General features: G+C 67.2%; 21 protein-coding genes, 3 tRNA genes and 1 pseudogene. 13 read left to right on the top strand and 12 right to left on the bottom strand.

All coding sequences use genetic code 11. The features are described from left to right. Positions 1-52: 52 nt before the first annotated feature. Both TBD_RS03510 and dksA read right to left on the bottom strand, forming a co-directional pair. Positions 53-496: a hypothetical protein gene (locus TBD_RS03510; RefSeq protein ID WP_011311204.1), complete on the bottom strand. Its 444-nt coding sequence runs from the start codon at positions 494-496 to the stop codon at positions 53-55. 28 nt (positions 497-524) lie between these two features. Next, entirely contained in the window at positions 525-944 is a 420-nt protein-coding gene (gene dksA, locus TBD_RS03505; RefSeq protein WP_011311203.1) for an RNA polymerase-binding protein DksA, read from the bottom strand. 83 nt (positions 945-1,027) lie between these two features. Here dksA and TBD_RS03500 point away from each other — a divergent pair, with 83 nt between their 5' ends. Then, entirely contained in the window at positions 1,028-1,789 is a 762-nt protein-coding gene (locus tag TBD_RS03500) for an HAD family hydrolase (RefSeq protein ID WP_011311202.1), read from the top strand. A gap of 128 nt (positions 1,790-1,917) precedes the next feature. Here the strand turns inward: TBD_RS03500 and folD are convergent, their stop codons facing one another. After that, complete coding sequence (gene folD, locus TBD_RS03495) at positions 1,918-2,772, bottom strand: bifunctional methylenetetrahydrofolate dehydrogenase/methenyltetrahydrofolate cyclohydrolase FolD (protein ID WP_011311201.1); 855 nt, start codon at positions 2,770-2,772, stop codon at positions 1,918-1,920. 135 nt (positions 2,773-2,907) lie between these two features. Between folD and TBD_RS03490 the strand changes: the two genes are divergently transcribed. The 4 genes from TBD_RS03490 (at position 2,908) to TBD_RS03475 (ending at position 3,799) form a co-directional block, all read left to right on the top strand. Further along, positions 2,908-2,984: transfer RNA gene (locus tag TBD_RS03490), tRNA-Pro, on the top strand. A 31-nt stretch (positions 2,985-3,015) separates the two neighbouring features. Next, positions 3,016-3,092: transfer RNA gene (locus tag TBD_RS03485), tRNA-Arg, on the top strand. A 36-nt stretch (positions 3,093-3,128) separates the two neighbouring features. Next, positions 3,129-3,204, top strand: a tRNA-His gene (locus TBD_RS03480). Between the two features lie 118 nt (positions 3,205-3,322). After that, entirely contained in the window at positions 3,323-3,799 is a 477-nt protein-coding gene (locus TBD_RS03475; RefSeq protein ID WP_041432316.1) for a HugZ family protein, read from the top strand. 27 nt (positions 3,800-3,826) lie between these two features. Here the strand turns inward: TBD_RS03475 and TBD_RS03470 are convergent, their stop codons facing one another. Next, a complete protein-coding gene (locus tag TBD_RS03470; protein ID WP_011311199.1) occupies positions 3,827-4,216 on the bottom strand; it encodes a YchJ family protein in 390 nt (129 codons plus the stop codon). Continuing rightward, positions 4,213-4,833, bottom strand: a complete 621-nt coding sequence (locus TBD_RS03465; protein WP_011311198.1) for an arylesterase — start codon at positions 4,831-4,833, stop codon at positions 4,213-4,215. Before TBD_RS03465 ends, TBD_RS03470 begins: the two co-directional genes overlap by 4 nt. Before the next feature lie 27 nt (positions 4,834-4,860). On the opposite strand from TBD_RS03465, the gene TBD_RS03460 reads away from it, so the two are divergent. Further along, positions 4,861-5,568 (top strand): ABC transporter ATP-binding protein, encoded by a 708-nt coding sequence (locus TBD_RS03460; protein WP_011311197.1) that lies wholly within the window; start codon positions 4,861-4,863, stop codon positions 5,566-5,568. After that, a complete protein-coding gene (locus TBD_RS03455; protein WP_011311196.1) occupies positions 5,565-8,054 on the top strand; it encodes an ABC transporter permease in 2,490 nt (829 codons plus the stop codon). Before TBD_RS03460 ends, TBD_RS03455 begins: the two co-directional genes overlap by 4 nt. Positions 8,055-8,069: 15 nt before the next feature. On the opposite strand, the gene TBD_RS03450 is transcribed toward TBD_RS03455, so the two are convergent. Beyond that, on the bottom strand, positions 8,070-8,816 hold the full coding sequence (locus tag TBD_RS03450) for a sulfurtransferase (protein WP_011311195.1): 747 nt from the start codon (positions 8,814-8,816) through the stop codon (positions 8,070-8,072). 117 nt (positions 8,817-8,933) lie between these two features. Between TBD_RS03450 and TBD_RS03445 the strand changes: the two genes are divergently transcribed. Both TBD_RS03445 and TBD_RS03440 read left to right on the top strand, forming a co-directional pair. Further along, complete coding sequence (locus TBD_RS03445; protein ID WP_011311194.1) at positions 8,934-9,818, top strand: class I SAM-dependent methyltransferase; 885 nt, start codon at positions 8,934-8,936, stop codon at positions 9,816-9,818. Positions 9,819-9,864: 46 nt separating this feature from the next. Further along, on the top strand, positions 9,865-10,428 hold the full coding sequence (locus tag TBD_RS03440; RefSeq protein ID WP_041432314.1) for a hypothetical protein: 564 nt from the start codon (positions 9,865-9,867) through the stop codon (positions 10,426-10,428). A gap of 4 nt (positions 10,429-10,432) precedes the next feature. Here the strand turns inward: TBD_RS03440 and TBD_RS03435 are convergent, their stop codons facing one another. The 6 genes from TBD_RS03435 to TBD_RS03410 form a co-directional block, all read right to left on the bottom strand. Further along, positions 10,433-10,975 (bottom strand): YaeQ family protein, encoded by a 543-nt coding sequence (locus TBD_RS03435; RefSeq protein WP_041432313.1) that lies wholly within the window; start codon positions 10,973-10,975, stop codon positions 10,433-10,435. A 112-nt stretch (positions 10,976-11,087) separates the two neighbouring features. Next, the gene (locus TBD_RS03430) at positions 11,088-11,294 is read right to left on the bottom strand and encodes a cold-shock protein (protein WP_011311191.1); all 207 of its coding nucleotides are present in this window, start codon (positions 11,292-11,294) and stop codon (positions 11,088-11,090) included. Between the two features lie 151 nt (positions 11,295-11,445). After that, positions 11,446-11,988 carry a retropepsin-like aspartic protease family protein gene (locus TBD_RS03425; RefSeq protein WP_011311190.1) on the bottom strand — a complete coding sequence of 181 codons (543 nt, stop codon included), beginning with the start codon at positions 11,986-11,988 and terminating at the stop codon, positions 11,446-11,448. A 90-nt stretch (positions 11,989-12,078) separates the two neighbouring features. Next, positions 12,079-12,567, bottom strand: coding sequence for an aminoacyl-tRNA deacylase (locus tag TBD_RS03420; RefSeq protein ID WP_011311189.1), 489 nt, complete (start codon positions 12,565-12,567; stop codon positions 12,079-12,081). A 90-nt stretch (positions 12,568-12,657) separates the two neighbouring features. Then, on the bottom strand, positions 12,658-15,090 hold the full coding sequence (locus TBD_RS03415) for a Lon protease family protein (RefSeq protein ID WP_011311188.1): 2,433 nt from the start codon (positions 15,088-15,090) through the stop codon (positions 12,658-12,660). 31 nt (positions 15,091-15,121) lie between these two features. Further along, on the bottom strand, positions 15,122-16,369 hold the full coding sequence (locus TBD_RS03410) for a polysaccharide pyruvyl transferase family protein (protein WP_238376491.1): 1,248 nt from the start codon (positions 16,367-16,369) through the stop codon (positions 15,122-15,124). 49 nt (positions 16,370-16,418) lie between these two features. Here TBD_RS03410 and TBD_RS03405 point away from each other — a divergent pair, with 49 nt between their 5' ends. The 4 genes and pseudogenes from TBD_RS03405 to TBD_RS14455 form a co-directional block, all read left to right on the top strand. Continuing rightward, positions 16,419-17,603 carry an MFS transporter gene (locus TBD_RS03405; RefSeq protein WP_011311186.1) on the top strand — a complete coding sequence of 395 codons (1,185 nt, stop codon included), beginning with the start codon at positions 16,419-16,421 and terminating at the stop codon, positions 17,601-17,603. A 32-nt stretch (positions 17,604-17,635) separates the two neighbouring features. Beyond that, complete coding sequence (locus tag TBD_RS15085) at positions 17,636-17,917, top strand: hypothetical protein (RefSeq protein WP_041432311.1); 282 nt, start codon at positions 17,636-17,638, stop codon at positions 17,915-17,917. After that, on the top strand, positions 17,832-18,041 hold the full coding sequence (locus TBD_RS15285) for a type II toxin-antitoxin system RelE/ParE family toxin (protein ID WP_425314937.1): 210 nt from the start codon (positions 17,832-17,834) through the stop codon (positions 18,039-18,041). Before TBD_RS15085 ends, TBD_RS15285 begins: the two co-directional genes overlap by 86 nt. Positions 18,042-18,053: 12 nt before the next feature. Next, positions 18,054-18,290: pseudogene (locus TBD_RS14455) on the top strand (HigA family addiction module antitoxin); the annotation flags it as partial. Positions 18,291-18,378: the final 88 nt, after the last annotated feature.

Raw genomic sequence — 18,378 nt, 5'->3', positions numbered from 1 at the left:
CGAACAAAAAAAAACGCGCCTCAGGGCGCGTTTTTTTTGGATTCGGCTGGCGTCAGACCACTTCGCCGAGAAAACTCTGCCACCAGCGCTTGCGTTGCCCGGTGACGACGCCGCCGACCTTGAGTTCGCGCGGTGGCGTCCTGCTCATGAGCCAGCCCGGCAGCACCGACGACTTGGTGGCACTTGAACCGCACGAACTGCCGAGGTGGTTGGGGTCGTAGATCTTCACGAAGTTCGGCGCCTCGAGATCGTCGGCGTAGACGATCGCGCAATAGTCCTCGTGGTGCTCGCGCCGCAAAAGCCCGTCCAGTTCACGCATGAAGCGCTGCACCGTGTCGCCGTCCGAAGGCGCCTGCGGCACTTCCTGTCCGACCGCGTAGAGATACCATCCGGCCGAAGTGTCGACTTTCTCCCAGAACGCCGTCAACTGCTCCCAGCGCATCACGCTGTACAAAAGGCCGTTGTAGTAACGGTCGAATTCACTGTTATCGGCCATCGGCGTCGTCCGGGATATGAGGTGTCTGTTATTTGGCGACCTGGCGCTCGCGGATTTCCTCGAGCGTCTTGCAGTCGATGCACAGCGTCGCGGTCGGTCGCGCCTGCAGGCGGTCGAGGCCGATTTCGACGCCGCACGACTCGCAATAACCGTAGTCCCCGGCGTCGATCTTGCCGATGGTTTCGTTGATCTTCTTGATCAGCTTGCGCTCGCGATCGCGGTTGCGCAGCTCGAGCGCCATGTCCGATTCCTGCGTCGCGCGATCGTTGGGATCGGCAAAAACGGTCTGCTCGTCCTGCATCGAATGCAGTGTCGTGTCGATGTCCTGCGAGAGCTCGGCTTTCCAGGCGTCGAGCATTTTGCGAAAATGCTCGAGCTGCTTCGCGTTCATGTATTCTTCGCCCTTTTTGGCCTTGTAGGGCTCAAAGCGCATCAAAGTTTCAGCCATCTCGTTCTCTTCGAAAATTCACAGTTCCGGGGCAAGCCCAACCCCGACTTAATATCAGAATCGCATTCCTGCCGCAACCCGAAATGACATTACGCGCCCTATTATTCGACGTGGACGGCACCCTTGCCGATACCGAACGGGACGGCCACCGGCCGGCCTTCAATCAAGCCTTCGCCGACGCCGGACTCGACTGGCAGTGGGACGTGGATCTGTACGGCAAACTGCTCGCCGTCACCGGCGGAAAAGAGCGGATGAAACACTACATCGAAGCCTTCCGCCCCGACTATCGGCGGCCGGACAATTTCGACGAAATGGTCGCGAAACTGCATCAGGCCAAAACACGTATCTACGCCGACCTCGCCGCTCGTGGTGGTATTCCCATGCGCCCCGGCGTCCGGCGCCTGCTCGAGGAGGCGCGCGCCGCAGGCCTGCGCCTTGCGATCGCGACGACGACGACGCCGGAAAACGTCACCGTTCTGCTCGAACACAGCCTCGGCCCGGGCACCCAGGAGTGGTTCGAGGTGATCGCCGCCGGCGACGTCGTCCCCGCGAAGAAGCCCGCCCCCGACATCTATCACTACGCGTTGGAGGCGATGGGGCTTGCGGCCGCGGACTGCCTCGCGTTCGAGGACTCGGAGAACGGCCTGCGCGCGAGCCTCGGCGCCGGACTCAAAACCCTCGTGACGGTCAACGACTACACGCTCGACCACGATTTCAGCGGCGCGGCCGCCGTGCTCTCCGATCTCGGCGAGCCCGAGGCCCCGGCGCGCCGCCTGACCGGCCCCGCCCTCCCCGGCCCCTGCGTCGACGTCGCCTATCTCAAAACGCTGCATCGCAGCCAGTGATGAGGGGTCAGGATGCAGGGATCAGAATTCAGGGAGCGAAGCCGAATTAGCGCCACCCCTGACCCCCAGCCCCTGGCCCCTAGCCCCTAGCGCCTAGCGCCTAGCGCCTAGCGCCTAGCGCCTAGCGCCTAGGGATTGTGCATCAGCGCGGCTTCGAGCGTGTTTTCGAGCAGCGTCGCGACGGTCATCGGCCCGACCCCGCCCGGCACCGGGGTGATCCACCCGGCGCGTTCGACCGCCGTATCGAAATCGACGTCGCCGACGAGCTTGCCGTCGGCCAGGCGATTGATGCCGACGTCGATCACGATCGCCCCCTCGCGCACCCAGTCGCCCGGGATCATGCGCGGGCGACCGACCCCGACGACCAGCACTTCGGCCGAACGAACGAAGCTCTCCAGATCGCGCGTCGCGCTGTGGCAGACCGTGATCGTGCAACCGGCCAGAAGCAGTTCGAGGCTCATCGGTCGGCCGACGATGTTGGATGCGCCGACCATGACCGCGTTCTTGCCGCGCAGCTCCTCGTTGGTCGCGCGCAGCAAGGTCATGATGCCCCGCGGCGTCGACGGGCGCAGCGTCGGCATCTTCACCGCGAGGCGGCCGATGTTGTAGGGGTGGAAGCCGTCGACGTCCTTGTCCGGCCGAATGCGTTCGATCACGGTCTCGGCGTCGATGTGAACGGGCAGCGGCAACTGCACGAGGATGCCGTCGATCGCGGCATCGCTGTTGAGCGTGTCAATCAGCGCGAGCAGTTCCGGCTGGGTCGTCGTCTCGGGCAGATCGTGCGACACGCTGTTGACGCCGGCGCGTTCGCAGGCGCGCTTCTTGTTGCGCACGTAGACCGCCGACGCCGGATCGCCCCCGACGAGGATCACCGCAAGCCCCGGGCGGCGTTTGCCCTGCACCTCGCGCTCGGCCACCTTGTCGTGGATCACTGCGAGAATGGTGTCGGCCATCGCCTTGCCGTCGAGAATGCGTGCGCTCATCAAGAGGACCCTGAAGCAAAAGGGGGATTTTCCCGGAAACCGCCCACTTTGCTCAAGCGAAAATTGACCCGGTTGATCGGCCAAGGTATAGTCTCGCCTCTCCGAAATGCGCCCGGATGTTGCGCGTCAGGATTTCGGGGTGTAGCGCAGCCCGGTAGCGCGCCTGCTTTGGGAGCAGGATGTCGGAGGTTCGAATCCTCTCACCCCGACCACCCCAGTCGTGCCCGAAAGTGAACAGAGTCTCTGCCCGTAGCTCAACTGGATAGAGCACCAGCCTTCTAAGCTGGGGGTTACAGGTTCGATTCCTGTCGGGCAGGCCAGAGTTTTTGTCGTCGGCCACGCCGACGACAACAATGGTGGATGTAGCTCAGTTGGTAGAGTCCAGGATTGTGATTCCTGTTGTCGTGGGTTCGAGTCCCATCATCCACCCCACCGTTTCATAATGAAGCCCGAACAAAGCCCGCCCATGCGGGCTTTGTTCGGTCCAGACGCCGAAACCTTGTCCGCGTTAGCATCGGCTTCCCGATCGAACGCGCACGAGTATGCCCCCATGAATCCCGCCTCCGCCCAAACGCTCCGCCAACTCCTGCGCACGCAAGAAGTCGCCGCGCTCGGAACGCTCCACGAAGGCCGACCTTACGTGTCGATGGTGCCCTTCGCGACGCTTTCCGGCGGCACCGGCTTCGTCGTTCACGTCAGCCAACTCGCGGCGCACACGAAGGACATGCTGCGAAGCCCACCCGTGAGCCTGCTCGTCGTCGCGCCGCCGGCGCCAGACGTGCTTCCCCAGGCGTTGGCGCGAGTCACGATACAAGGCCGGGCAAGCCAGTACGAGAATGGCACCGACGCCCACACCGAGGCGAAGGCGACCTACCTGACGCGCTTTCCTGAGAGCGCGGATCTGTTCGGTTTTGCGGACTTCTCCTTGTTCGCGATCGTGCCGGAGTCGGTCCGCTTCGTCGGCGGATTCGCCCAGGCGACGACGATTTCAGCGCAGAAGCTCGCTGAGGTGCTGAGCGCGGCCTGAGCGTCTCCGCCCCGGGCAGGGGCGCCGTCATTCCCGAATTTCGCCGTCGACGTAGAGCCAGTTGCCGTTGACGCGTTCGAAGCGGCTCGTCTCGTGCAGCCTGAACGCGCGGCCGTTCAGCTTGTAACGCGCGACGAATTCGACGGTCGCGTGCGTCGCGTCGAGCGGGGCGTGCGAGACGACTGTGAGCCCGATCCACTGCGGGCGCGGAGTGCTGTCGAGATCGAGGGTCGGGGGCCGCGTCGCGGCATGCCAGCTCGCGCGAAGATAGGCTTCGAGGCCGCGCACGTAGGCGCTGTAGCGGGCGCGCATCAAGGTCTCCGCATCGGCCGGCGGCTCGCCGGCATGATAGCGGCCGCAGCAGGCCTCGTAGGGCCGGCCGGACCCGCACGTGCAGCCCTCGACGGGCCGCTTCATTTGCCGGGGCACTCCAGCTTGGGACGGAGGTAGGGCCAGACGGCCTCGAGCATGCCGGACTGCCCTTTTTCGTTCGGATGGATGCCGTCGGGCTGCATCATCCCCGGCTTCACGCCGACCTCGCAGACGAAGCACGGCACGTGGGTGACCTTTTCACTGCGCGCAACCTCGGCCGCGAGTCTGGCGACCGCATCGGCGTAGGCGCGGCCGTAATTCGGCAACACCGGCGGCTCGAGCAGCAACACCCAGGCGCCGCTCGCCTTCGCCTGCCGCACCAGCGTGACGAGATTGCGACGGATCTGCGCGGGGGGCGTGCCGCGCAAGGCGTCGTTGCCGCCGAGCTCGATCACGACCCCTTGGGGACGCTGCCGCTGCAGCGTCGGTTCGAGCCGCTGCAACCCGTTCTGCGTCGTGTCGCCGCTCACGCTCGCGTTGACGACGCGCCAGTCGGGCGCCGCGTCGCGCATGCGGGCCCGCAGCCGGTCGACCCAGCCCTGCCCCGCGGCGAGCCCGTAGCCGGAACTCAAGCTGTCGCCGAGGATCAACAGCGAGCACGAGGCGGCCGCCGCCGAACCGGGCAACAACAGCAACAACAAGCTCCACACGCGATAATCCATCCATCCTCCTTCCGCGACACCCCCTCGATGACGCATGCCGACCCCGCCCAGTTCCCCGCCACGATCGTGAGCGCGCGCGCGCTGTCCCAGCGCGTGCCGACCGCGGACGGTACGCTCGCTATCCTCAGCGAAGTCGACTTCGTCGTCAAAGCCGGCGAGACGCTGGCCATCACCGGTGCCTCGGGCTCGGGGAAATCGACCCTGCTCGGCCTGCTCGCCGGGCTCGATCACCCCTCGTCGGGCGACGTCGTGCTGCTCGGCCAGCGCATCAACGCGCTCGACGAGGATGCCCGCGCGCGCCTGCGCGCCGGCCGCGTCGGCTTCGTCTTCCAGTCCTTTCAGTTGCTGCCCGCGCTGACCGCCTTCGAGAACGTGCTGCTGCCGCTGGAACTGGCCGCTTGCGACGACGCGGCCGAGCGCGCGCGGCGGTGGCTCGACCGCGTCGGCCTCGCCAGCCGCGCCGGTCACACGCCGCGCCAGCTCTCGGGCGGCGAGCAGCAGCGCGTCGCGATCGCACGCGCCTTCGCGACCGACCCCGAGATCGTGTTCGCCGACGAGCCGACAGGCAATCTCGACGCCGAAACCGGCGCACGCATCATCGACCTGCTGTTCGAACTGAACGCCTCGGCCCGCACGACCCTGATCCTCGTCACCCACGACGACGCGCTCGCCAGCCGCTGCCAGCGCCGTCTGCATCTCGTCGCCGGCCGCGCGCGCGAAGTGGAGGCGGCATGAATTTCCTTCGGCTCGGGCTGTGGATGCTGCGCCGCGAGGGCAGGCAGAAAGGCTTCGCCGCCAGCGGCGAGTGGCGCGTGTTGCTGCTCGCCCTGGTCATCGGCGTCGGCAGCGTGTCGACGACGGGCTTCCTCGGCGACCGCCTGAAGCGCGCGATGAACGAGCAGGGCGCGAGCTTTCTCGGCGCCGACCTGCTCGTCACGAGCCCGCGTCGCATCGAGGCGTGGCCGGACCACGCGCTTCGTCGTTCGGCCGCGCTCGATTTCACGAGCATGGTCAGCCGCGGCGACGCGTTCCAGCTCGCCGCCGTGCGCGCCGTCGACGCACGCTACCCGCTGCGCGGCAGCGTGCGGATCGCCGAACGCGCCTTCGCGCCAGGCAACGCCCGCCCCGCGCTACCGCCCCGGGGCGCCGTGTTCGTCGATCAGGCGCTGTTGCCGCTCCTCGACGCGCAAGTCGGCGATCGCGTCCGCATCGGCGAAGCCGAATTTCGCATCGCCGGCGTCGTGGTCGAAGAGCCGGGCCAGCTCGGCGGCGTGTTCGGACTCGCGCCGCGCGTGTTCCTGCGCTCCGACGAACTCGCGCAAACGCGCATCGTGCAGCCGGGAAGCCGCGTCACCCACGTCTATCAGTTCGCCGGCGAACCCGCGGCGCTCGCGGCCTTCGCCCGCGCGCTCAAGCCGCGCCTCGACAGCACCCAGCGCCTGATCGGTTCGCGTGAAGGCGTCGAGACGCTGCGCGGCGCGTTCGCGAACGCCGATCGCTACATCCAGCTCACGGCGCTGATCAGCCTGCTGCTATCGGTGGCGGCGATCGCGATCGCCGCGCGCCGCCACGCGCTGCGCCACTACGACCAGGCCGCGCTGCTGCGCTGCCTCGGTGCGACGACCCGGCAGCTGCGCGTGCTATACGTCACGCAATTGCTCGTGCTCGGACTGCTGGGCAGCCTCCTCGGCGTTGCAATCGGCGCGCTCATGCAGCAGGCGCTTGCCGGAATGCTGCTGCCGGACGCCGTCACCCGCCTGCCGGCGCTCGGCTGGGCGCCGGTCGGCGCGGCCATCGCGAGCGGGCTGCTCGCGCTGGCCGGCGCCAGCCTGCCCGCGCTCGTGCGCCTGATCCGGGTGCCGCCGCTGCGCGTGTTGCGGCGCGACCTGCCGCCGCTGCCGCTGTCGGCGTGGATCAGCGCGACGACCAGCGTGGGCGCGCTGCTCGTGCTGATCGCCTGCTACGCGGGCGACGCCCGGCTCGTCGGCGTTTTCGTTGCGGCGCTCGCCGCACTGGCCGGCGTGCTTGCCTTGCTGGCGCGTCTCGCTCTGCTCGCCGGCCGCGGCGTCCAGCTTCTCGCCCAGGGCCCCTTGCGCTTTGGCCTGGCGCAACTCCTGCGTCATCGTTTCGACAGCAGCCTGCAACTCGGCGCCTTCACGCTCGCGCTGTTTCTGGTCGCGCTGCTGGCGCTCGTGCGCAGCGACCTCGTCGCCGGCTGGCGCGCGCAATTGCCGCCGCAGGCGCCGAATTACTTCCTCGTGAACATCCCGCCGCACGAGCAGGACGCCGTAGCGTCCTACCTCGCCGCGCATGACCTGCGGGCGTCGACGATCTATCCGATGGTACGCGGCCGGCTGGTCACGAAAAACGGCGCGCCCATCGCCGAGACGCTGCCTCCCGAAGCGCGCAGCAGCAACACGCTGCGGCGCGAACTCAACCTGACCTGGACCGCGGCGCTGCCCGCGAACAACGAGGTGCTCGACGGGCGCTGGCACGGCGAGCGGCGCGGCGCAGAGATCTCGGTCGAGTCGGGGATGGCCGAGCGCCTGCAACTCGCGCTCGGCGACGCGCTCGGTTTCCAGATCGGTGACCAGACGCTGGCGGCACGCATCACGAGCATCCGCAGCGTGAAATGGGATTCGATGCAGCCCAACTTCTTCGTGATTTTCGCGCCTGGCCAGCTCGACGCCTTCCCGGCGAGTTCGATCGCGAGCGTCTACGTCTCGCCCCCGGCGAAGCAGGCTCTGCCGGGCTTCGTCAAATCCTTTCCCGGCGTCACGGTGCTCGCGCTCGACAAGCTCATCGCGAATATCGAGGCCGTCTTCGCGCAGATCATCGGCGCGATCCAACTCTTGTTGGGGTTTCTGCTCGCCGCCGGCATGGCGGTCGTCGTCGCGACGCTCCTCGCGAGTCTCGATGCCCGGCAGCAGGAAGCGGTGCTCTTGCGCACGCTCGGCGCCGAGCGCGCCTATCTGGCGAAGGCGCTGTGGAGCGAGTTCATCGTGCTCGGCGTGCTCGCGGGCCTGCTCGCGAGCGCCTGCGCCGAGGCCGCGATGGCGCTGATCGGGGACCGCCTGTTCGAGCTGCCGCCGCGCCTGCACCCCTGGCTCTGGCTCGTGCTCCCGGCCGCCGGCGCGCTGCTCGTCGGCGCGAGCGGCTGGCTGACCACGCGCCACATCACGCGCCTGCCGCCGATGCAGTCGATACGCGAACTCGCCTGAGCGGCGGTTCCCGCGTCAGCAGTGCACGCGGCCGCCGAGCGGCTGCAGGTCGGCGCCGACCGCTTCGCGCGCGTCGAAGACGAAACACCCGCCGCGGTAGTGCGCACCACCGACTTCTTCGAAGTACTTGAGGATCCCGCCTTCGAGCTGGTAGACGCGCTCGACGCCGATTTCCTGCATGTGGATCGCCGCCTTTTCGCAGCGGATGCCGCCGGTGCAGAACGAGACCACGGTCTTCCCCGCGTAGTCGTCGCGGCGGCGCTGGAGCTGGGGCGGGAATTCGCTGAAGACGCCGATGCCGTAGTCGACGGCGTTTTCGAAGCTGCCCGCCGCCACTTCATAATCGTTGCGCGTGTCGAGCATGACCACCGGGCGGCCCTCGTCGTCGCAGCCCTGGTCGAGCCAGCGCTTCAACGTCGCCGCCGCGACGGCCGGCGCGCGGCCCTCTTCCGGGCGGACGACCGGCATCTTCATCGTGATGATTTCCTTCTTCAGGCGCACGCGCATGCGCGTGAACGGCGCTTCGGCCGACAGGCTGAGCTTGGGTTCGAGGTCGGCGAAACGCGGATCGGCGCGCAGTCCGGCGACGATCGCATCGATCGCCGCACGCGTACCCGCGAGGAAAACGTTGATGCCCTCGGGCGCCAGCAGGATCGTACCCCTGAGTCCGAGTTGCAGGCAGCGTGCGCCGAGGTCTGCCTTGAGCGCCTCGCGGTCGTTGAGCGTGACGAACTTGTAGCAGGAGATGTTGACGATGGACATCGGAGACCCTTTCGGCGAGGGCGGCATTATCGCGGAAAGCGCCCCGCGCCGGAAAAGGCGCCTCGCGCACGCCCGCTTTTTGTTACGCTCTGCCGCTTCGCCCATCGACTTTCCGCCATGAAGCACCCCGCCCCGCGCGCCGACCGCGCCCAGAAAACCGTCTTCTCCGACCCGCTGGCCGAGGTGTTACGCCCCGGACAGTCGGTCGAGCTCCTGAAGGAGTTGCACATCCTGACGCGCGATGGCCGGCTCAACCAGGACAGCCGGCGCAAGCTCAAGCAGGTCTATCACCTGTGCCACTTCATCGAACCGCTGCTCGACGAGGTGCTCGACCGCCAGGGTAGGCTCACGCTCGCCGACCACGGCGCGGGCAAGTCCTACCTCGGCTTCATCCTCTACGACCTCTACCTCAAGGAGCGCGAGGGCGCCCACATTTTCGGCATCGAGACGCGCGACGAACTCGTCGAAAAATCGCGCGCGCTCGCCGCGCGCCTCGGCTTTCCGCGCATGTCCTTCCTCGACGTGACGGTCGCCGAATCGATCGGCTCGGCGCAACTGCCGCCGACCGTCGACATCGTCACCGCGCTCCACGCCTGCAATACCGCGACCGACGACGCGATCCAGTTCGCGCTCGCGAAAAAGGCGCGCCACATCGTGCTCGTGCCGTGTTGCCAGGCCGAGGTCGCGGCGGTCCTGCGCAAGAACAAGAACGCGTCGTTCGGCAAGACGCCGCTCTCCGAGATCTGGCGCCACCCCCTCCACACCCGCGAGTTCGGCAGCCATCTCACCAACGTGCTGCGCTGCCTGCAGCTCGAATCGCACGGCTACCAGGTCACGGTCACCGAGCTGGTCGGTTGGGAACATTCGCTGAAGAACGAACTGATCGTCGCGACGCACACCGGCGCCGCGCCGAGAAACGCGGCGGAACGCCTGCGCGCGATCCTGCAGAAACTCAACCTGCAGGAACTCGAAGCCCGTTTCCTGAAGACGCCGCCCGAATAAAAACGGCCTATGCTGGGAGCAAAGCGAGCCGCGAACGGATGGAGCGATGCGCGTGTCTTTTTCGAACCTGCTGGCTGCCCTGCTCCTCCTCGCGGGCGTGAGCGGGTGCGCCACCCCCCGGTACCAGACGACGTTTCGGCTGATCCCGCCGCCGGACGCAGCGGGCCGGGCCTGCGTCGAGCGCTGCGACGCGACGCAGGCAGCGTGCCAAACGACGTGCAAGACGCGTTACGAGGCCTGTGCGAAGGCGGTCGCGCCGCAGGTGGAGGCGCGTTACGGCGAGGCGCTCGAGCAGTACGCGCTGGAGCTCAAGCGTTACGCTTCCGCCTTACGCCGCTACGAGATCCGGCTGCATTTCGACTGGATGCACAGCTATCCCTATCGCCACTATCCGCCGTACTGGTGGGATCCTTGGCCCGGCCCCTACTTCCCGCCCCCGTTCGCCGAGCCGGTGATGCCGACCCGCGAGAGCGTACGCGCCGAGCTGGAAAAGAAACAGTGCGAGGACGATTGCGGCTGCCTGCCCGCCTACGATAGCTGCTTCCTCGGCTGCGGCGGGCAGCGCGTCAGCGAAACGGTGTGTGTCGAGAACTGTCCGTCCGCCAAATGAGGGCTCAGCGCGGCGACATGAGCGCAGTCAGCTTCACCGCCACGCTCTCGGTCTCGCTGTTGAGCCAGATTTCGCCGTCCTGCACCATGCATTGCAGGCGCATCCCGCGCGTCGCGAGGCCGGCGAGCGCCTGTGCGGTATCGGCCGCGAGCTGCAGCACAGTCAGATTGCTGAAGCGCGCGAGCTTGCCGGCGATCTGTTTCCACCAGACCTCGCAGCTGCTGCTGTAGCACAGTACGACGACCTGCGCGGCGCGGCTGCACGCGCGGCGGATGCGCGCCTCGTCAGGCTGACCGAGGTCTATCCAAAGCGTGATCTCGCCGGCGAGGTTCTTGACCCAGACCTCGGGTTCGTCGACGTCGAACAGCCCCTTCGTGAACGCGATACCGTCCTGCGCGTGGAGCGCATAGGCCAGGACACGCACCATCATGCGTTCCTCGGACTCGGAGGGGTGTCTTGCAAGGGTGAGCGCATGGTCGCCGTAGACGTGGCGGTCCATGTCGGCGACCTGAAGGTCGGCTTTGTAGATGGTGGCCTTGAGCGCCATGGTCGAATTCCTGCACACCGCGGCGTAGGACACCGCACGACGGCCGTAAATTTCGGGAATACCCATAAAAAAACCCCGGCGAACCGGGGTTTTTCACATCAGGTCGGAAGGATTACGACACGACCTGGATGTTCGACGCCTGCTTGCCCTTGGGGCCAGTCGTCACTTCGAAGCTGACGCGCTGGTTTTCCTGCAGGGACTTGAAGCCGTTGGCGTTGATTGCGGAGAAATGCGCAAAGAGGTCTTCACCGCCGTTGTCGGGCGTGATGAAACCAAAACCTTTTGCATCGTTGAACCACTTGACAGTACCCGTTTCCATCTTCATTCCTATCTATCTAAAAAATTGGGCGACATGCCCTATCAATCGAATTTCAAGGAAAAAGCCTTACCAGAGGTACCGCAATTTAAAGCTTGAATCCAATAGATAGGCGTATTGATATCACACAAGTCCGACGCCACCAAGCGTTTTTTCAAATGCCCTCGGCGGCCGTCAGAACCAGCGTGTCGCCGCGCTGGGTGAATTCGAGATGTTTGAGCGCGCTCATGCCCAGAAGCACCTGCCCTCCGGACATCCCCGGGTTGAGGCTCGCGGCCACGCCGTGGAACCGGAACGGTCCGAAAGCGAGCGTGTCGAGCCGCGTCGCCCGGGTGAGCAGGACACCGTTCGCCGTCTGCGAACGCTGGGTCGCACCCGGCTCGAGGCCCAATTCGTCTGCCAGATGCGCGGGAACCGTCACGAGCGTCGCGCCGGTGTCGAGCAGAAGCACCACTGGCTGCCCATTGATCGCTCCCGGGAACACGTAGTGCCCCTGCCGATCGCGCTTCAGGCTCAGGGATCCGCCGCTCGCGCCAACTTCGAGCGCCCGGTTGGGATCGTTGCGAAGCGCCAGCGCACCGTCGAAATAGACGTAGAACACGGCGAGCGTCGCAAGGCTCGCGGCCCAAGCCATGCCGCGACCGAGCCGGCGGTGCGGATTGGGCGAAGCCGTGTCGGAGGGGGGCGGCGGGTTCACGTTGAGAGAGAGAAAGCGCGATTACGGCGTTCATCATACGTCGATCCATCGCGCCCGCGCTGCCGCGTGCGCTGCCCTCCGCCGCGTCCGTCAGGCCTGGACGTGCTGCATGCGCGGCTGGCTGAAGTGGCAGTGCGCCGCGTCGCCGAACAACTCGCGCAGGTAGCGCGTCTCGACATGCAAAAGCCGTTCGTGGTCGCCGCCTTCGAGATACAGGTCGGGCTGCTCCATGAGATCGTCGTCCCACACGACTTCCACGCCCCAGACGTTGGGCAATCCGGGCACCACGCCCGGTTCGCACTCCTTGAACAAGCGGCTCACGCTCGCCTCGTCGGCGAGGCTGAATTCCATGTCGTTGTCGAGCCCGAGCTTGCCGAGCCGGATCTCCTGGTCGGCAGGCACCATCGCGACCATCTGACAGCCGGAGCCGTCGAGCAGCACGCCCTTGACGACGCGGTTCGCCGGCACCTCGGCCGCGCGCGCGGTCTCGACGCTGGTGTGGGAATGGGGATGTGCCACGATGTCGAACGGGATCATGTGTTCATCGAGAAAGCGCTCCATCCGATGTATCGCCTTCATGATCGTCTCCTTCGCAAAACGGATTGGCGACTTTCACTATAGTCCACCGGCGGGACGAGCCTGAGCACCGCTGTCGACGCGCGCCCGACCCTAGCGCCGCCCGCTCCGCCGTGCTTCCGGGCGATGCGCTCGCGCCTTCTCGCACGCCTCACGGAAGGCCCGCAGCGCCGCCTCGGCGCGCCCGAGGACGCTGTCGTGCGGATAGTGTCCCGCCGCGTCGGCTTCGCCGGCTGCGAGACCGGAAAGCAGCGCAAGCCCGTCGAGCACGTGCTCGGCCGTATGCACGTGAAACCGCCCGGCCGCGACCGCGGCGACGACCGCCGGGGCGAGCATCAGATGGCGCCGGTTGCGCGCCGGAATCAGCACGCCCTGGCGGCCGTCGAGGCCCGCGGTCTCGCATACCCGGAACCAGCCCTCGATCTTTTCGTTGATGCCGCCGACCGGCAGTACCTCCCCGTGCTGATTGAGCGCGCCGGTGACCGCGATACCCTGGCTGAACGTGACGCCCGACAGCGCCGAGACCAATGCATAGAACTCGGCACACGACGCGGAATCGCCTTCGACCCCTTGATATTGCTGTTCAAAAATGATCGACGCGTCGAGCGAGAGCGGCGCGAGGTGGCCGAACAGCGCGGCGAGATAGCTTTGCAGGATGAACACGCCCTTGTCGTGGACCGGCCCCGAGAGCTCGACCTCGCGCGCGATGTTGAGCACGCCGTCCTCGCCGGCGTAGGTCCGCGCCGACACGCGCACCGGCAGGCCGAAACGGGCATCGCCGAGATCGACCTGGGTCAGCGCATTGATCTGGCCACTCGCCGCGCCACGCAGCGCGATCAGCACGTCGCCGTCGGCGATCGACTCGCGCAGGCGCTGCTCGGGATAGTCGTGGCGTGCGGCGCGCGCGACGAGGGCGACTTCGACGTCTTCGGCGAGGACGAGCCCCGGCCCGCGCGCCCGGCAAATCGCGGCGCTCTCGAGCACGAGCGCCTCGGTGGCGGCGAAGATCGCGCTCTCGCGCGCCTGGTCGTCCGCCTCGCGATGGGATTCCTCGAGCAGGCGTGCAACCGCGGCAGGAGAAAAATGCGGCAGCCCGTGCTGGCGGCAGGCGTGGGCGACGAAAATCGCCGACGCGCGGCGGGTTTCGTCGCGGGCGAGAAAACTGTCGGCGAAATCGACCTTGGCCCGAAAGTGCCGCATGAATTCCGGGGCCGCGTCCTGCAGGGCGTAGTACTGCTCGCGCGAACCGACCAGGACGATCTTGACCTCGACGTCGACCGGCTCGGGCGCGAGTGACATCGTGGCGAGCGGCGCGAGCGACACGCCCGGCTCCTCGATCTGCAGCCGCCCGCTGCGCAGGAAGCGGCGCAAACGCTCCCACACTAACGGGTCGGCGAGCACGTCACGCAGATGCAGCATCAGGAAGCCGCCGTGCGCCTGCAACAGGCTGCCGGCGCGGATGCGCGAGAAGTCGGTCATCAGCACGTCGGCCTCGGACTGGTACTCGATGCTGCCGAAGAGCGTGCGATGCACGGGATTGTCTTCGACCACGACGGGCGCGCCCGCGAGACCGCCGTTGTCGACGACGAGGTTGACGCGGTACCGCGCGACCACCGAAGCGGGCGTCGCGGGCGCCTGCTCGTCGCCGTCATCGCCTTCGTCGCCGTCGAACACTTCGAGGTTGTCGAGCAGGTCCTGTTCGAGCGCGTCGAGCCAGGCGTTGAGCTTGGCCGCGTCCTTTATCTGCTTTTTCAGTTCGCTACGGATCGCCTGCAGTTCGCGTGCAACCAGCGGCTTCACGAACTGGCGGCGCGAGCGCGCGAGCGCCTCGTTCATGGCCCGCTCCAGCGGCTGGGTCTGCTCGATGTAGCGACTGATCTCCGCGCGCAGTTCCTGCTCGGCCTCTTCGACCGCGATGCGCCGCGCCTTCGGCAGCGCAAGCACCTCGTCCTCGGTCAGCGCCTGCCCCTTCTTGCCGGTCAGCGTGAACACCATGCGGCCGCCCTCGCGATGGAGCGAAAAGCTGCGCGCCTCGGCGAAGGCCGTGAGGTCGGCATAGTGGCGCGCGACCTCGTCCTTCCAGGCCTGCTCGATACGCTCGCGCTCGGCCTTGTAGTCCGGCCCCTGGAGACGCTGCGGAATGTCGCTCTGCAGCGTCCTGATCGCGTCGGCCAGTTGTTGCCGCAGGGCCCGTCCCTGGCCGGCAGGCAGACGCAGGGCCAGCGGCCGCTCGGGCGCGTCGAAGTTGTGGAGGTAGCAGAGGTCGGGCGGCACGCGCCGCGTCGCCGCCGCGGCGTGCATCGCCTGCCTGAGCAGCGACGAGCGGCCGCTGCCGACCTCGCCGAGCACGAAAAGGTTGTAGTCGGGGGCGCCCATGCCCAGGCCGAAGGTCGCGGCCGCCTCGGCGCGCGCTTGCCCGATCCAGGGAAGCGCCTCGTCCTGCAGTTCGGAGGTGTCGGCGAACCCGAGCGAAGCGGGATCGATGGTCAGGCGCAGCGCGGAGGGAGGCAGGGTGTCGATCGTCATGTGGAGCGCCGGTCGTTTTGCGATGCCGGGATTATTGCCCAAGTCGCGTCGCGCCCAGCAGGCCAGCCCAGTGCGCGACACTCGCGCGGCACGCGGCGCAAACCGCCTCCGTATTGTCGTGCAAGACGCCGACCGGCGTTGCCAGCGCACGCGCGGTCGCGGTGCCGATCTCGGCCGGGACGACGCCGTGCGGCAAGCCCTCGGGCTCCCAGGTTTCGGCGAACGCGGCGACCTTGTCCGGCTGGCCCGAGTCGGCTTGCGGCTTCCTCAGACTGACCCGCGGCAGGGCAAAGGCGAGCGCGGCGATGCGCGCGTGCAAGCTGCTCGCAATGGTTCCGCGGCTGGCTGCGATGAGCGCGCAGATGTCCCAGACATGCAGCGAGGTGAAGAGCCGGCCACGGCCCGGCGGCAGCCGCGCGCGCACCTTCTCGTACAAGGCAAGGTCATCGTGCCAGGGCGCCGCGCCGGCACGGAACAGCACGATGCCGAGCCCGCTTGTCGCCGCTGCGTCGCCAAGGCCCCCGGCGAGCGCGTCGAGGCTCGCCTCGTCGGCAAAGTCGCCGCTGAACTGGCAGGCGAGGTAGCCCTGCGGAAACGCCGCCCGTACGGCGCGCACGGCGCCGCCGCGAGCACGCGCCTCGAGCCTCGCGCCGAAGCACTGTCTCAGCATCACGGCAGGGTCGGGGCAGAGGGTCGCGACGACCCCGTCCCGCCGCAGCGCGTCCTGCGTCACATGGTCGCGCACGCTCAGCCAGTCCGCGGCCTCGAGCGCGTTCTTCACTTCTTCGCGCTGCCCGGGGGTGAGCGCGTGCCATTCGACGCCGCCGACGGCGTTGAAAATCAGCTTTCCCTTTGGCGCAAGCAGGGCGCGTCCCGCGACGTAAGGCATCGTGCGCGTCGTACCGAGCTGGTCGGCCGCCCATTTCGCGGCGTCGGCCGGGTGTGCGTCGTAGCGCGCAACGAGCGCGTCGGTTTCGCCCGCGTCGCGCAACATCACTGCCGCCTGCCAGGCGCTGCAGGTCAGCAATTCACCGCCGACGTGGACGAGGTGAGGCGAGCCCGACGCCAGTGGCCTGACGCGATGACCCCCGAAGCGGCGGAGGTCGCGCGCGGCGAGCCCACGAAACACGAAGCGTTGATCCGGCAACAGGGCCGCCAGTAGATGGGGAAACAACAGATCGCCGAAATTGTGGCGGTCGAACGCGCCGAACAGAACGGGACGCGCGCCCGTCTTCATCGCCCTCATCGTCGCGCCGCCGATTTCCGTGTCTGTTCGCATACCCTGCGTTTTCGCACTACAGTCGGGAATAACACGCGCCCATCGTCCCATGAAGTCCGCACGCCCCTCCTTCTTCGTCCTCATCGCGCTGGTCGGCGGTCTCGCGATCTTCAGCTCGACTCTGTCGAAGACACCGGTCCTGCCGCTGTTCGCCCAGGCACTCGACGCGACGCCTGCCGAAATCGGCTGGATCGTCATGGCCTCGACGATCCCCGGCATCCTGATCAGCTACCCGGCAGGCGCGCTCTCGGACCAGCTCGGCAAGCGCCGCGTGCTGCTCGCCTCACTGGTCGTTTTCGCCACCGCGCCCTTTCTTTATCTGATCATCAGCACGGCCTGGCAACTCATGGCCGTCCGCTTCTACCACGGCTTCGCCACGGCAATCTTCGGCACCGTCGCGAGCGCCGCGATCGCCGAGCGCTACACGGCCGACCGCGCACAACGGCTGTCGACGTATTCCTCGGTCACGATCGTCGGCCGCTCGGTCGCGCCGTTTCTCGGCGGCACGCTGATCTCGCTCGGAAGCTTCGGCGCGGTCTACATCGCCTGCGCGATCAGCGGCGTCCTCGCGCTCGTCGTCGGCCTCGCGCTGCGCGACCATGCGCCTCCTGCCGCGACGAAGATCGAATTGCCGAAGTTCTGGACCAGCCTCGCCACGGTCCTCCGCGATCGCGGCATCATGCTCGTGAGCCTGGTCGAAGCCGCGCAATACCTCGTGTTCGGCGCGATCGAAGCCTTCCTCGCGCTCTTCGCGTCGTCGCTCGGCATCCCGGCATGGCAGATCGGCGTGATCCTCGGCGTGCAGCTCGTCAGCATCGTCTTCGCCAAGCCCATCGCGGGCAAAGTGTCCGACCGGCTCGGACGCCGCCGCGTGATTCTGCCCGGCCTCATGATCGGCGCGGCAAGCGTCGCGCTGCTGCCGTATTTCCCGAGCTTCGCGGGGCTGTCGGTGCTGAGCCTCGTCTTCGGCCTCGGCTTCGCCACCGTCACCTCGTCGACCGCAGCGCTCGTCGCGGACCTGACCCGCGACGGCCGCTACGGCTCGTCGATGGGCGTGCTGCGCACCATCATGGACGTCGGCCAGTCGATCGGCCCCGTGCTCACGGGCTTCCTGGTCGGCGCCGCGGGCTACCCGAGCGCATTCACGCTATTGGCCGCCATCCTCGTCGCCGCCGCCGTCCTGCTCGGCATGCTGCTCAAGGGTGTGGATACGAAGGCGTCCGCGGCGCTATAGTGACCGGGCTATTCGCTCCCAAGGAGACCCCCATGCGCATTACTTCCCTGCTCGCCGCATTCGCATTCGCCGCCGGCCTCGGCGCGCCTGCCCTCGCCGACACCTCGCCCGCCCCTGCCGCGCTCGCTACACAAGCGGCCGCGTCCGAAGCCTGCCTCGCCCGTGCAAAGGGCGACCGCCTCGCCCAGATCGACTGCTGCAAGGCCCACAAAGGCGTCTGCGGCTGCCGTGCCGGCAAGATTGTGTGTTGCGACAGCACGACGAGCAACGAGCCGGGGTGTACGTGCCACGGCGACGAGGGCGTGCCCCAATAGTCGATCCAAGTTCAAAGGCGACAGGAAGGGAAGCTGGAGCATACGCATCAACGATCAATGGCGAATCTGCTTCCGGTTCGAGAACGGCAACGCGTACGACGTGGAAATCGTCGATTACCACTGACAGGAGACGACAATGGCCATCATGAACGGCATGCGCCCGATCCACCCGGGCGAAATCCTCCGCGAGGAATTCCTGATTCCGCTGGGGCTCTCGGCCAACGCGCTGGCCAACGCCCTGCGCGTCCCCGCACCGCGCATCAACGACATCGCGCGCGAACGCCGCGCCGTGTCTGCAGACACCGCTCTGCGGCTGGCGCGCTACTTCGGCACGAGTATCGAATTCTGGTTAGGTCTGCAGTCGGACTACGACATGAAAATTGCCCTGGCCGAGCATGGCGCGCAGATCGAGCGCGATGTCATGCGATGGAACAGGCCGCATGAAGAATCCGCAGGAGGAA

The sequence above is a fragment of the Thiobacillus denitrificans ATCC 25259 genome (assembly GCF_000012745.1).
Taxonomy (GTDB): Bacteria; Pseudomonadota; Gammaproteobacteria; order Burkholderiales; family Thiobacillaceae; genus Thiobacillus; species Thiobacillus denitrificans_B.
Note: the sequence above shows the minus strand (reverse complement) of the source record. Positions and strands in the feature narration are given on the sequence as shown.

Excerpts from the sequence above, each read along its gene's own strand:
- TBD_RS15085 (WP_041432311.1), top strand. The coding sequence starts at position 17,636 with ATGCGCATTACTTCCCTGCTCGCCGCATTCGCATTCGCCGCCGGCCTC.
- TBD_RS03420 (WP_011311189.1), bottom strand. The coding sequence starts at position 12,567 with ATGAAGGCGATACATCGGATGGAGCGCTTTCTCGATGAACACATGATC.
- TBD_RS03440 (WP_041432314.1), top strand. The coding sequence starts at position 9,865 with ATGCGCGTGTCTTTTTCGAACCTGCTGGCTGCCCTGCTCCTCCTCGCG.
- TBD_RS03415 (WP_011311188.1), bottom strand. The coding sequence starts at position 15,090 with ATGACGATCGACACCCTGCCTCCCTCCGCGCTGCGCCTGACCATCGAT.
- dksA (WP_011311203.1), bottom strand. The coding sequence starts at position 944 with ATGGCTGAAACTTTGATGCGCTTTGAGCCCTACAAGGCCAAAAAGGGC.
- TBD_RS03430 (WP_011311191.1), bottom strand. The coding sequence starts at position 11,294 with ATGGAAACGGGTACTGTCAAGTGGTTCAACGATGCAAAAGGTTTTGGT.
- TBD_RS03405 (WP_011311186.1), top strand. The coding sequence starts at position 16,419 with ATGAAGTCCGCACGCCCCTCCTTCTTCGTCCTCATCGCGCTGGTCGGC.
- folD (WP_011311201.1), bottom strand. The coding sequence starts at position 2,772 with ATGAGCGCACGCATTCTCGACGGCAAGGCGATGGCCGACACCATTCTC.
- TBD_RS03470 (WP_011311199.1), bottom strand. The coding sequence starts at position 4,216 with ATGAAGCGGCCCGTCGAGGGCTGCACGTGCGGGTCCGGCCGGCCCTAC.
- TBD_RS03435 (WP_041432313.1), bottom strand. The coding sequence starts at position 10,975 with ATGGCGCTCAAGGCCACCATCTACAAAGCCGACCTTCAGGTCGCCGAC.
- TBD_RS03445 (WP_011311194.1), top strand. The coding sequence starts at position 8,934 with ATGAAGCACCCCGCCCCGCGCGCCGACCGCGCCCAGAAAACCGTCTTC.
- TBD_RS03460 (WP_011311197.1), top strand. The coding sequence starts at position 4,861 with ATGACGCATGCCGACCCCGCCCAGTTCCCCGCCACGATCGTGAGCGCG.
- TBD_RS03450 (WP_011311195.1), bottom strand. The coding sequence starts at position 8,816 with ATGTCCATCGTCAACATCTCCTGCTACAAGTTCGTCACGCTCAACGAC.
- TBD_RS03510 (WP_011311204.1), bottom strand. The coding sequence starts at position 496 with ATGGCCGATAACAGTGAATTCGACCGTTACTACAACGGCCTTTTGTAC.
- TBD_RS03455 (WP_011311196.1), top strand. The coding sequence starts at position 5,565 with ATGAATTTCCTTCGGCTCGGGCTGTGGATGCTGCGCCGCGAGGGCAGG.
- TBD_RS03465 (WP_011311198.1), bottom strand. The coding sequence starts at position 4,833 with ATGGATTATCGCGTGTGGAGCTTGTTGTTGCTGTTGTTGCCCGGTTCG.
- TBD_RS03500 (WP_011311202.1), top strand. The coding sequence starts at position 1,028 with ATGACATTACGCGCCCTATTATTCGACGTGGACGGCACCCTTGCCGAT.
- TBD_RS03410 (WP_238376491.1), bottom strand. The coding sequence starts at position 16,369 with ATGCGAACAGACACGGAAATCGGCGGCGCGACGATGAGGGCGATGAAG.
- TBD_RS03475 (WP_041432316.1), top strand. The coding sequence starts at position 3,323 with ATGAATCCCGCCTCCGCCCAAACGCTCCGCCAACTCCTGCGCACGCAA.